Genomic DNA, 11,706 nt, shown 5'->3' on the forward strand with positions numbered 1-11,706 from the left:
AGCGCGGCCCGTCCCGAGGCCGCCAGAAGGAGGACCAGACCATGCCCGACGGCGCCATCCGTCCCTCGCCCGGAATCGCTCCCGGCGGATTCACCTTCAAGCCCCGCTATGACAATTTCATCGGCGGCCGCTTCATCGCCCCGCTCGAGGGCCGCTACTTCGCCAACGTCACCCCGGTCACCGGCCACGCCTATACCGAGGTCGCCCGCTCCGGCGAGGCGGACATCAACCTCGCGCTCGACGCCGCCCACGCCGCGGCGGATGCCTGGGGCCGCACCTCGGCCGCCGATCGCGCGCTGATGCTCAACCGCATCGCCGACCGGATGGAGGAAAACCTCGCCCTCCTCGCCTATGTCGAGACGATCGACAACGGCAAGCCGATCCGCGAGACCACCGCGGCCGACATCCCGCTCGCCATCGACCATTTCCGCTATTTCGCCGGCTGCATCCGCGCCCAGGAAGGCTCGCTGTCGGAAATCGACCACAACACCGTGGCCTATCATTTCCACGAGCCGCTCGGCGTGGTCGGCCAGATCATCCCCTGGAACTTCCCGATCCTGATGGCGGTCTGGAAGCTCGCCCCCGCACTCGCCGCCGGCAATTGCGTCGTCCTCAAGCCCGCCGAGCAGACCCCGGTCAGCATCCTCGTCCTCGTCGAGCTGATCGCCGATCTGCTGCCCCCCGGCGTGCTCAACGTGGTCAACGGGTTCGGCCTCGAAGCCGGCAAGCCGCTCGCCTCCTCGCCGCGCATCGCCAAGATCGCCTTCACCGGCGAGACGACGACGGGCCGGCTGATCATGCAATATGCCAGCCACAACCTGATCCCGGTCACGCTGGAGCTGGGCGGCAAGTCGCCCAACATCTTCTTCGCCGACGTCGCCGCCGAGGATGACGACTTCCTCGACAAGGCGCTGGAAGGCTTCGCGATGTTCGCGCTGAACCAGGGCGAGGTCTGCACCTGCCCCTCGCGCGCGCTGATCCACGAGAGCCTCTACGACCGCTTCATGGAGCGCGCCGTCCCCCGCGTGCAGGCGATCCGCCAGGGCAGCCCGCTCGATGCGGCGACGATGGTCGGCGCCCAGGCTTCCAGCGAGCAGGTCGAGAAAATCCTGTCCTATCTCGACATCGGCCGCCAGGAAGGTGCCGAAGTGCTCACCGGCGGCGGCCGCGCGGCACTCGGCGGCGACCTGGCCGACGGGTTCTACATCCAGCCCACCATCTTCCGCGGCCATAACCGGATGCGGATCTTCCAGGAAGAAATCTTCGGCCCCGTCGTCTCGGTGACGACGTTCAGGGACGAGGACGAGGCGCTCGCCATCGCCAACGACACGCTCTACGGCCTCGGCGCCGGTGTATGGACGCGCGATGCCAGCCGCGCCTATCGCTTCGGCCGCAACATCAAGGCCGGCCGCGTCTGGACCAATTGCTACCACCTCTACCCGGCGCACGCGGCCTTCGGCGGCTACAAGCAATCCGGCATCGGCCGCGAAACCCACCGGATGATGCTCGACCACTACCAGCAGACCAAGAACATGCTGGTCAGCTACGACCCGAAGAAGCTCGGCTTCTTCTGATCATGACCGGACCGGACCCCATGCCGCGCGTGATCGCGACGCCATCGGCCCTCGCGCTGATCGCCGAACTCACGGCGCGGCACGGCCCGGTCCTGTTCCACCAGTCGGGCGGCTGCTGCGACGGTTCGGCGCCGATGTGCTTCCCGCAGGCGGATTTCGTCGTTTCCCCGGACGATGTCTGCCTCGGGATCATCGGCGGCGCGCCGTTCCATATCGGCGCGTCGCAGTTCGAATACTGGCGTCACACCCAGCTCGTCATCGACGTCGTCGCCGGCATCGGCGGCATGTTCTCGCTCGACAATGGCACCGGGCTGCGCTTTCATGTGCGCTCGCGGCTGTTCCCGACCGAGGACGCCGCGGCAACCGTCGCCGCCGCCGCCCCGGCTCCCCAAGCCTGCCGGCGCGCAGAAGCGCCGCTCTTTGAAACCCACCACAACACCAGAAACTCTTAGGGAGACCTTCATGAAATCACGACTCGCCAGAACCGGAACCGCGCTGCTCGGCGCGCTTGCCGGCACGCTGCTCGCCGCCGGCGCCGCCTCGGCCCAGCCCGCCTATCCGAGCGTCACCCAGGCCCAGCTCGACAATGCCTCCTCCTCCAACGGCTGGCTGATGTACAACCGCAGCTACGCCGGCGACGATTACGCGCCGTTCTCCCAGATCAACACCAAGAACGTCGCCTCGCTGAAAACCGTGTGGTCGTCTGCGAAAATCGACATCCCCGACGGTTTCGAAGGCACCCCGATCGTCAATGGCGACTACATGTTCGCCACCACCCCGCTCGATCACCTCATCGCCTTCAACGCCAAGACCGGCCAGAAACTCTGGGAATATGACTACGATCTTCCCAAGACCGCGCTGAAGACCGTCTGCTGCGACACCAACAATCGCGGCGTCGCCGTCTATGGCAACGAAGTCTTCATGGGCACGCTGGACAATCACGTCCTCGCCTTCGATGCGAAAACGGGTAAGGTGCTGTGGAACGTCGAGCTCGAAAAGCCGGGCGTCGGCTACTCGATCTCCGCGGCCCCGCTGGTCGTTGACGGAAAAGTGATCATCGGCGCCGGCGGCGGCGAATACGGCGCCCGCGGCTTCATCGTCGGGCTCGACGCGCTGACCGGCAAGCTGCTCTGGAAAACCCACACCATCCCCTCGCCGACCGAGCCCGGCGGCAAGACCTGGCCGGCCGGCGCCTACAAGCATGGCGGCGGCAGCCCGTGGATGACCGGCACCTACGATCCCAAGACCAAGGAAGTCTTCTGGGGTGTCGGCAACCCGGGTCCGTGGCTCGCCTCGATGCGCCCCGGCCACAACCTCTATTCCGACAGCGTGATCGCGATCGATCCCAACACCGGCGCGATCAAGTGGCACTACCAGTACACCCGCAACGATACCTGGGACTATGACGGTGTGAACACTGCCCAGCTCGCCGACATCACCGTGAAGGGCAAGCATTACCACGCCCTCGTCGAGGCCAACCGCAACGGCTATTTCTATGCCATCAACCGCGAGAACGGGAAGCTGATCTACGCCGTGCCCTTCGTGCACGACATCTCGATCACCGGGATCAAGGATGGCCACGCCGTCAACAACCCGAAGGTCCAGCCCGCGCTCGACAAGCAGATCTTCACCTGCCCGAGCTTCCTCGGCGGCAAGAACTGGTGGCCCGGCGCGGTCGATCCCGCGACCAACATGGCCTATGTGCCGACGCTGCACGCCTGCATGACGATGAAGGGCGCGCCGGTCAGCTACGCCGCGGGCCTGCCCTATCTCGGCGAAACCTTCGAGATGAAGCCCGACCCCGCCTCGCCGCACCACATGGGCTCGATCCAGGCGATCGATCTGTCCACCGGCAAGCAGGTCTGGCAGCACCGCACGAAGGAGCCCTGGGATGGCGGCGCGATGGCGACCTCCGGCGGCCTCGTCTTCTCCGGCACGACCGACGGGCATCTCTACGCCTTCAACGCCAAGACCGGGAAAATCCTCTGGAAGAGCCCCTATCTCGGCTCCGGCGTGATCGCCAACCCGATCTCCTACACGCTCGACGGCAAGCAATATGTCGCGGTCTGGTCGGGCTGGGGCGGCGTGTGGCCGCTGTGGTCGGGCAAGCTCGGCGCCTCGCTCGCCAAGGCGCCGCGCGGTGGCCAGCTCCACGTCTTCGCGCTCAATGGTTGATCGTCGTTCACCCCGGCCGCTGCTGCGGCCGGGTCTTCGCCTCGTGATCCGGCCGCTTTTGCGGCCGGGTCTTCTCCGCACCGCCCTGGCAGCGCTCCTGCTCGCGGCCGGCGGCATCGCCCCGGCGCTCGCCTCGTCCGGCCCCTCGGTCTGCATCGACCGGGCCAATCCGCTGCAATCGGTCGATCGCGCGCTCATCGCCGCCATCGGCCGGATCGAGGGCAGCGCGCCGCGCATCGTCAGCATCGACACGCGCGATGGCTCCGACGCGCTGAACGCCAAGAAACCCAGCTTCTTCGCCGGGCTGGTCAGGCGCTGCGACCTCGTGATGGGCTTCCCGGTCGAGACCTTCCATCCCGCGCTGCCGCAAGGCGTCGCCGCGACGCACCCCTATCTGCGCACCGGCTTCGTCATCGCCGGCGAAACCACGCCGCCCGCCTTGGCGCAGCTCGCGCCGGGCACGAAAATCGGCGTCGTCTACCTCACCGTGCCAACCACCTATTTCAGCACCGGCCCCGGCGCGCATCTCGCCCAGCACCAGTATTCCACGCCCGCGAGCGTGCTCGCCGCCCTCGGCCGGCACGAGGTCGCCTACGCCCTGCTCTGGCAGCCGCTGCTCGAACAGGCGCTGGCCCGGCACCACATGACCATCCACCAGCGCGCCCTGCGCCTGCCGCACGCGAACTGGTCGGTCGTCGCCCTCCACGCGCCGACGCAGGCCGGCCGCGCCGCCGCGCGCCACTTCGATGCCGCACTCGCCCGCCTCGCGAAAGCCGGAACCCTGGCCCGCCTGGTCGCCCCCTATCACACGCCCTGACGCCTTCCGCTCGAAAGGACTACCCCGATGCTCCAACGCCTCTCCCGCTCGCTGCGCCGCCCGCACGCCCGCCTGCTCACCCGCCTGCTTACTGGCCTCGCCGCCGCTGCCGGCAGTGTCGCTCTCGCCGCCGCGGCGCCGCTGCCCGCGCTCTACACCGCGTCCCAGGCCACCGCCGGCCACGCCACCTTCGAAGCCCATTGCTCGATGTGCCACGGCAAGAACCTGGAAGGCATCAGCGGCCCGGCCCTGATCGGCCAGGGCTTCGCCAGCGCCGCGAACAACTACACCGTCGCCGCGATCTTCGACGAGTTGTCCCAGCAGATGCCCGCCGGCGCCCCCGGCAGCCTGTCGCACAAGGATTATGCCGACATCATGGCCTTCATCCTGAGCAAGAACGGCTACCCCGCCGGCAGCACCGCGCTCACCTACGCCGCCGCCGGCGCCTCGACGGCGAAGCTGGTCTCCCAGGTCAAGTAAAAGCCGGGTAACCCCCGCACCAACCCGGCATAACGGCGCGCCCACGTTGCGCGCCGTTTTTTCTGCTCCCACGCGCCCGCGTTGCGCGCCGTTTTTTCTGCTCCCACGCGCCCGCGTTGCGCGCCGTTTTTTTGCTCCCGCGCGCCCGCGTTGCGCGCCGTTTTTTCTGCTCCCACGCGCCCGCCGCCTGTTCCGGTGCCGTCATCCTCTGTCACCGAGGCTTACAATTTTTCATCCCATTCCTGAAAATATTAATATATATTGATACGAGATCGAAAGATCGTAACATTTCTTCAATTCAGGTGAGTGATCCGGTTTCCGCAATCATCAAAGGTGAGCCGACATGCAACGGAATGATATGGAGCAGGAGCGCGGCGAGCAGCCGTTTGTCCCCTTTCTCGCCCGTACGCACGAGCGACCCCGGCCGCAACCCGTCCCGCTGCCGCGCCCTGCCGCCCGCGCGCGGGTCGGCCTCGTCGATTCCTCGCGGCTGACGCGCGAATGCCTCGCCGGCGCGCTCGGCGCGGCGGGCGGCGATTTCGCGGTGCAGGGCTTTACCACCGCCGCCGAATGCATCGGCGCTGCGGCGGCCGGGTTCGACCTGCTGCTCTGCCATGCCCATGGCGAGGGCAGGGCGGCGATGCCGGTGCTCGACGATATCGGCGCGCTCCATTCCGCCTGCCCCGATACGCCGATCGTCGTGCTGCACGATTCCGCCGAACCGACCGATCCGGCCTTCGTCCGCCGCCTCTTCGTCGAGGGCGCGCAAGGCTTCGTCCCCACCAGCCGGATCGGCCTGCCGCTCGCCGCGCCGGCGCGGCTTGGAGCATCATCTGATCAGATCGACTCACCTGATCGGATGATGCTCTGCCATATTGATAATAAGAGCATCTTTATCCGATCAGGTGAGTCCATCTGGTCGGAACGTGCTCTAGGGTTTGTAGGGATTCATCGTGAGTTGATGACGGCTGCGGCGAGGTAGATCATTGCCTGGAAGCTCTGGTCTGTTTTGCAGGCGCGCAGGGCGATGCGTTTGAACTCTTTGAGCTTGCAGAAGAAATTCTCGACCAGATGACGCCATTTGTAGATTTCGCGGTCGATTTTCAGCTTCAGTGCCCGGGCCGGATGCTGGGAAATGACGACCCGGGCGCCTCTTTCGTTGAGTTCTGCGACCAGAGCGTTGCTGTCGAATGCCTTGTCTGCGATCAATCCACCGAATTCGACGTTGTCGATCAGTGGCGGGACCTCGATGCCGTCATGGCGATTGCCCGGCATGAGACGAAAGCGCACAAGGTTGCCCAGGGCATCCGTCAGCGCCAGGATTTTGGTTGTCATGCCACCTTTGGAACAGCCTATGGCCTGGCTTTGAGTCCCCCTTTTGCGCCCTGGCCGTGACGGTGGACCTTGACGATCGTGGCGTCGACCATGGCGTATTCCATATCGGGTTCATCAGATACCGCGTCGAAAATCCGTTTGAAAACATCAGCGCGGCGCCAGTCGTTGAACCGGCGGTAGGCCGTGCTCCAGTTGCCAAACATCGAAGGCAGATCACGCCACGGACTGCCAGTGCGGACAATCCAAAGTACCGCTTCCAGAAACAGCCGATTGTCCCGCCCGCTGCGGCCAGGGTCACTCGCCTTGCCAAGACAATGCGGTTCCATCCTCGCCCATTGGGCGTCCGTCAGTACAAATCGTTCCATTCACAGCTTGAATCACAGCAACACCCAAATGGGAATCCAAAATCCCCACAAACCCTAGAGCACTTTCCGATCCTTTCGGATCGGATGTAGTGCTCTATCATATTGAGAAACAGAGCATCCTTATCCGATCAGATGATTCCATCTGATCGGATGATGCTCTAGTCCGGCAGGTCGAGATCGCCGTCGAGGATGTGGCTGTTGCCGCAGACGAACCCGCCCTCCGGCGTCATCGCCGGGGTGCCGGGCGCGTAGCTCGCCTGCCCCGCGCCGAACGGGGCGGGATTGTCGATCGTCGGCGGCGCCGGGCTGAACCCAGCCTCGCACTGGCGCGACAGGGCGGTGACCGAAAGCCCGCTCGCCACGATGAAGCCGTGGTTGAACGCATAGCCGTCGCGGAACTCCGCCCCGCTCGCGCCGGGCCCGGCGAAACTGCCGGTATTGGCCATCATCACCGCATAGATCGACGATGATCCATAGCGCGACTCCACGATCATCCGTCCATCGGTGAACGGCGCCGCACTCACCGGCCCGTCCGGCCCGGCGATGCCGTTGGTGCCGCAGGCATAGGCGGGAAACGCCCAGTCGCTGGCCGCGCCGCCCGCCGGCATCTGGCAGAACGCCTTGCCGGTCCCGCCCGATTGCGGCGCCACCGCCACCGGGGCGATGCTCAGCGCGATGGCGTCGCTCGTCAGCCCGCTCAGCTCCGCGCCGGACCAGAGCGTCGCCCCGGCGATCACCACGGCGGCCAGAACGCTCAGCATGTCCGGCGTCTCGCGCAGCCGGCGCGACACCTCCTGCCGCACCGCCACCAGCGCGCCCATGGCCCGCCACGACATCAGATTTGGATTGCCGATGCTCATCCGCTCGTCAGGCTGTGCGACCTCGTAACTCATTGCGGAAAATTAACACCAGATTTATCTAAACAACAACTAAAAATATCAATTAATGAAAAGATTCGCCTTAACCGTGTGCGGTTAAGGCGTTGCTTCATGAACCCGGCCTAAAGTACTGATAGCGGCGTGTTTCCCTACCGCCCCCCAATCGGCATAAGCCTCAGCGCAGGTATCGATCGGCATGAGCCGCCCCAAGCCCGACCGCCTCGTAATGCCGCCGTGCCGCCGCCAGCTTGGTGAACACGTCCTCATAGCCGAGCGCCTTGCCGTAGGGATCGACATAGGTATAGCCGCCAGTGACGTGAAACAGCGTCGCCATCTCGTCCACCCCTTCGGGCACCACCAGCGTATGCGTCTCGCCCGGCGGCTCGAAGGCGTAGTCGCCGGCATTGGCAACCCAGTCATGCTCCAGATACCGCCAGGTGCCGCGCAGGGTGAAGGCATGCACCGGCCCGCTATGCCGATGCCGCGACAGCACGCCCGCCGCCCGCACCCGCAGGATATTGATGTAATAGCCCTGGCTCACGCACAGGATCAGCGGCCGGAACGACACATCCGCCGTCTGCGGCACCCATTCGCGCGGATCGCCGCCATCGAGATCGATCCCGCCGCCGACGAATATATCCGCCAGCATCCCGCCCGGCTGCGGCAGCTGATACGCGACCTTGCTCATATCCGGCACGGCGCCGGCCTCGTTCACATCCATCGTTGCTTCTCCCTCGCGGCCCGCGCCGCATCACGAAATCGAGTGTACCGCAATTCCGCGCCCCAGCCAGCGCCCGCCGGGCGCATCAGCCCGGAGCAAGCAGTTCGCATTAGCCCGGAGCCAGCAGGGCAGGGGTCTCCGCCCGCGCATTCCCGACCTCCGCCAGCGGGGCCGCGCCCGCCGCCGCCAGAAACGCCGCGATCCGGTCGAACTCCGCCGGCGGCCTTGTCCCGTCCCCCGCATCGCCGGGCGGAACAAAAATCACCGTCTCATACCGCGCCCGGGAGAGCAGGACCCGATAGGTATTCACCTGCCACGACGCGGCCTCCTCATGGCGGATCTCCTCCCACCGCGTGCCGCGAAACCGCCGCGCGCGCCACGCCTCGCCGGCAGGCGGGCGGATCAGGTCCCCGCCCCAGCACAGGCCGACATTATCGATCTCCAGCCCCTGGCAGGCATATTGCGTCGCCGGCGCCTCCAGCGCGTCCGAGGCGCGCACGTCCGGCCAGGCATTGAGGAACCAGCTCGCCACCGCCTGCCGGTCCATATGCGGAAAATCGGCCGACAGCCCCTCCGCCCGCAGCCGCTTCGCCCCGGCACTGCACACGAGCCCGGCCCGCCGCGTCCCGCGCGAGGCCCCCCGCAGCGCCGCCCGCATCGCGTCGAGCGACCGCGTGATCCGGAACGGCACCCCGCCCGCGGCAGCAGCGATCCCCGCCGCCACTTCCGCCTGTCCGTCCAGCACGGCGTCGATCCACGCGGCGGCCGCGGCCGAGCGCACCTGCCGCACACTGACATCGAGATGCAGTGCCGGATCGATCTCCATCCCCGCCGGCGCCGCATCCGCCAGCCGTCGCGCCGGATCGGGATGGCCGATCACCCCGTCCGGCCCGACAATCCGCCAGCCCGGCCGCCGCGCCAGCGCCTCGCCCCACGAGGCCAGCCCCGCCTCGCCGGTATTGATCTCCTGCCCATTGCCCACCAGCGCGACAATCGCCGCCCCGCCCTCGTGCCGCGCCATGATGTCGAGAAACAGCCCGGCCTCGCTATCATCGAGCTGGAACTTGCGCTGCCCGAAAGCCGCGTCCCATGCCCGCTGCGCCTCGTCGAACACGATCACCCGCTCATGCGGCGCCGCCGCCCGCGGCACGTTGTCGCGCAGAAAGCCGAGCAGCGGCTGAATCGCGCTGTCCAGCCGGTGGTTCGCCGCCCGCAGCGACATGCCGGGCCCCTTCGCATCCCGCGCCAGCGCCTCGCGCAGCACATGCACGAGCGGCAGGTTGCCGGTCAGGAACGCGGCAGGTGCGGCGCTGCGAAACATCGTGTTCAGCCCGCACAGCGTCTTGCCCGCGCCCGGAATCCCGGTGACGAACACAACAACCCGCTCGCCCGCTGCCAGCGCCCGGTCGACCGCGCGGCCGATCGCCTCGGTCGTCCGCGTCAGGTTGCTCACATCCGCCCGCGCCGCCGCGATCTCCTCCACCCCGTGCCGGCGATAGAGCATGGTTGCCGCCTCGACGATGGTCGGCACCGGCCGATACGCCCCCGCCTCCCAGGTCGCCGCGTCGATCGTCGCCGCCGGCGCCGGCAGCATCGCCTCGGTCGCCGCGATCAGCCCGCCGAGCGATGCGGCATTCGCCTCCATCACCGGCATGATCGGCTGCGCCAGCAGCGGCGGGGTCACGGCGCGCGCGGGCGCGTCGGGGGCGACCAGCACCGGCACGATCGGATGGCGCCGGCTTTCCGCGTGAAAATCGAACAGGTCGAGCGCGTAATCCTCGACCTGCAACCGGTCGGCATTGGCGAACCGCGCCGCCCCGATCTTGAATTCGAGCACGAAAATCCCGCGCTCTCCCAGCACAACGGCATCGATCCGCCGCCCCAGCCGGATCAGCGGGTATTCCAGCAACACCCGCCAGCCCCCGCACCCTGCCAGTGAAGCGGTCAGGATCGGCAGCTGCGCCCGCCAGGCGCGGATCTGCTCCTCATGGTTGAGCGTATGGGTCTCGACCAGCCTTCGGGCGAGGGCGCCGATCACCGCCTCCGGCGCCGCCGCGGCGAGTTCTCCCGCCGTGCCGGACCACCACGCCCTCACGGCGCCTTCACGCCGCTTTCACGGCCATTTGACCTCAGGCGGCATGCTCATCAGGATCGCTTCGGTATTGCCGCCGGTCTTCAGCCCGAAGGTGGTGCCGCGGTCATAGAGCAGGTTGAACTCGACATACCGCCCCCGCCGCACCAGCTGCGCCTCGCGTTCCTCCGGCGTCCACGCCTCGTCCATCCGCCGCCGCACGATCGCGGGATAGGATTCGAGAAACGCGAGGCCGACATCGCGGGTAAAGGCGAAATGCCGATCCGGCTCGGTCTCCAGGTAATCGTAGAAAATCCCCCCCGCACCCCGCGTCTCACCGCGATGCGGCAGGTAGAAATACTCGTCGCACCATTTGCTGAAGCGCGGATAGTAATCGGGGTCGTAGTTTTCGCACGCCGCCCGGAACGCGTCATGGAACAGCGCCGCGTCCTCCTTCGCCGCCTCGGTTCCCGGCTGCAACGGGGTCAGATCGCCGCCGCCGCCGAACCATCCCTTCGTCGTCACGATCATGCGCGTGTTCATGTGCGCCGCCGGCACCCGCGGCGAGTGCATGTGCGCGACCAGGCTGATCCCCGCCGCCCAGAAGCGCGGGTCCTCCGCCGCGCCGGGGATGTTCTTCGCGAACTCCGTGCTGAACGCGCCGCCCACCACCGAGATGTTCACCCCGACCTTCTCGAACACCCGGCCGCGCATCAGGCTCATCTCGCCGCCGCCCTCCAGCCGGTTCTGCCCGTCCGGCGTGCGCGTCCACGGCGTGCGGACGAAGCGGCCCGGCGCGCGGTCCGCCAGCATCCCGCCATGCGCGTCCTCGATCGCCTCGAACGCGGCGCAGATCCGGTCGCGCAGCGTGCGAAACCAGTCGCTCGCCGCCGGCTTCAGCGCCTCGTGCGCGGGCGGCGGGGCAGGGGGGGGCGGTGCGGATGGCGCATGCATATCTGTCATACCCGTCATATTACATCATCGTCGCGGCCCTTCCAGCGTGTCCGCGCGCCGTTACGGGATTGAATTTTCCACGGTTTGCCGTCATCCACAGGCGACAGCTCGAAGGGAGACAACTCATGGCTGCGGTTGCCGCATCCGGCGCGTCCAGCGCCGGGGAACATAATGACGGTCGGCAGGATTTCGCCCGGATCCTGTTTGCCACCATTTCGCTGATGGGCCTCGCCGTGCTGCTGTGGTGCTTCGCCTCGGCCCTCGCGCCCTCGCGCACGCACGAGGCGTCGGGTGCTGCCCCGGTGCCCCACGCCATGATGAACCGGCTGCGCTGAG

12 protein-coding genes are annotated in these 11,706 nt (G+C 67.1%); 7 read left to right on the top strand and 5 right to left on the bottom strand.

All coding sequences use genetic code 11. From position 1 onward, the window contains the following. The first annotated feature begins 41 nt into the window (after positions 1–41). The 6 genes from adh (at position 42) to HUW10_RS15180 (ending at position 6,028) form a co-directional block, all read left to right on the top strand. Positions 42–1,574: an aldehyde dehydrogenase gene (adh, locus tag HUW10_RS15155; protein WP_201712626.1), complete on the top strand. Its 1,533-nt coding sequence runs from the start codon at positions 42–44 to the stop codon at positions 1,572–1,574. 2 nt (positions 1,575–1,576) lie between these two features. Then, complete coding sequence (locus HUW10_RS15160) at positions 1,577–2,026, top strand: DUF779 domain-containing protein (protein ID WP_201712627.1); 450 nt, start codon at positions 1,577–1,579, stop codon at positions 2,024–2,026. Positions 2,027–2,036: 10 nt separating this feature from the next. After that, positions 2,037–3,749 carry a methanol/ethanol family PQQ-dependent dehydrogenase gene (locus HUW10_RS15165; protein WP_174504251.1) on the top strand — a complete coding sequence of 571 codons (1,713 nt, stop codon included), beginning with the start codon at positions 2,037–2,039 and terminating at the stop codon, positions 3,747–3,749. Between the two features lie 43 nt (positions 3,750–3,792). Next, entirely contained in the window at positions 3,793–4,566 is a 774-nt protein-coding gene (locus HUW10_RS15170) for a hypothetical protein (protein WP_236656429.1), read from the top strand. 27 nt (positions 4,567–4,593) lie between these two features. Continuing rightward, on the top strand, positions 4,594–5,046 hold the full coding sequence (locus HUW10_RS15175) for a c-type cytochrome (protein WP_174504252.1): 453 nt from the start codon (positions 4,594–4,596) through the stop codon (positions 5,044–5,046). Between the two features lie 343 nt (positions 5,047–5,389). Then, positions 5,390–6,028, top strand: a complete 639-nt coding sequence (locus HUW10_RS15180; RefSeq protein WP_174504253.1) for a hypothetical protein — start codon at positions 5,390–5,392, stop codon at positions 6,026–6,028. On the opposite strand, the gene HUW10_RS15185 is transcribed toward HUW10_RS15180, so the two are convergent. The 5 genes from HUW10_RS15185 to hemF all read right to left on the bottom strand — a co-directional run bounded on the left by HUW10_RS15185 (position 5,995) and on the right by hemF (position 11,379). Beyond that, positions 5,995–6,746, bottom strand: a protein-coding gene (locus HUW10_RS15185) for an IS5 family transposase (protein WP_174502420.1) whose coding sequence is annotated in 2 segments (ribosomal slippage) — positions 5,995–6,416 and positions 6,416–6,746 — 753 coding nt in all. Because the reading frame shifts where the segments join, the coding sequence is not laid out codon by codon here. The two genes, HUW10_RS15180 and HUW10_RS15185, sit on opposite strands and share 34 nt — an antisense overlap. Positions 6,747–6,904: 158 nt before the next feature. Beyond that, the gene (locus tag HUW10_RS15190; protein ID WP_236656431.1) at positions 6,905–7,639 is read right to left on the bottom strand and encodes a hypothetical protein; all 735 of its coding nucleotides are present in this window, start codon (positions 7,637–7,639) and stop codon (positions 6,905–6,907) included. Between the two features lie 160 nt (positions 7,640–7,799). After that, positions 7,800–8,345 (bottom strand): 2,4'-dihydroxyacetophenone dioxygenase family protein, encoded by a 546-nt coding sequence (locus tag HUW10_RS15195; RefSeq protein ID WP_201712628.1) that lies wholly within the window; start codon positions 8,343–8,345, stop codon positions 7,800–7,802. Between the two features lie 109 nt (positions 8,346–8,454). Continuing rightward, complete coding sequence (locus HUW10_RS15200; RefSeq protein ID WP_174504254.1) at positions 8,455–10,440, bottom strand: DUF2075 domain-containing protein; 1,986 nt, start codon at positions 10,438–10,440, stop codon at positions 8,455–8,457. Between the two features lie 18 nt (positions 10,441–10,458). Beyond that, positions 10,459–11,379, bottom strand: coding sequence for an oxygen-dependent coproporphyrinogen oxidase (hemF, locus tag HUW10_RS15205; protein ID WP_236656528.1), 921 nt, complete (start codon positions 11,377–11,379; stop codon positions 10,459–10,461). Positions 11,380–11,495: 116 nt separating this feature from the next. Here hemF and HUW10_RS15210 point away from each other — a divergent pair, with 116 nt between their 5' ends. Beyond that, positions 11,496–11,705 carry a hypothetical protein gene (locus tag HUW10_RS15210; RefSeq protein WP_174504255.1) on the top strand — a complete coding sequence of 70 codons (210 nt, stop codon included), beginning with the start codon at positions 11,496–11,498 and terminating at the stop codon, positions 11,703–11,705. Position 11,706 lies beyond the last annotated feature (1 nt).

Origin of the sequence: Acidiphilium sp. C61 (genome assembly GCF_905116885.1) — a bacterium.
Lineage (GTDB): Bacteria > Pseudomonadota > Alphaproteobacteria > Acetobacterales > Acetobacteraceae > Acidiphilium.

Excerpts from the sequence above, each read along its gene's own strand:
- adh (WP_201712626.1), top strand. The coding sequence starts at position 42 with ATGCCCGACGGCGCCATCCGTCCCTCGCCCGGAATCGCTCCCGGCGGA.
- HUW10_RS15210 (WP_174504255.1), top strand. The coding sequence starts at position 11,496 with ATGGCTGCGGTTGCCGCATCCGGCGCGTCCAGCGCCGGGGAACATAAT.
- HUW10_RS15165 (WP_174504251.1), top strand. The coding sequence starts at position 2,037 with ATGAAATCACGACTCGCCAGAACCGGAACCGCGCTGCTCGGCGCGCTT.
- hemF (WP_236656528.1), bottom strand. The coding sequence starts at position 11,379 with ATGACAGATATGCATGCGCCATCCGCACCGCCCCCCCCTGCCCCGCCG.
- HUW10_RS15190 (WP_236656431.1), bottom strand. The coding sequence starts at position 7,639 with ATGAGTTACGAGGTCGCACAGCCTGACGAGCGGATGAGCATCGGCAAT.
- HUW10_RS15195 (WP_201712628.1), bottom strand. The coding sequence starts at position 8,345 with ATGGATGTGAACGAGGCCGGCGCCGTGCCGGATATGAGCAAGGTCGCG.
- HUW10_RS15180 (WP_174504253.1), top strand. The coding sequence starts at position 5,390 with ATGCAACGGAATGATATGGAGCAGGAGCGCGGCGAGCAGCCGTTTGTC.
- HUW10_RS15160 (WP_201712627.1), top strand. The coding sequence starts at position 1,577 with ATGACCGGACCGGACCCCATGCCGCGCGTGATCGCGACGCCATCGGCC.
- HUW10_RS15175 (WP_174504252.1), top strand. The coding sequence starts at position 4,594 with ATGCTCCAACGCCTCTCCCGCTCGCTGCGCCGCCCGCACGCCCGCCTG.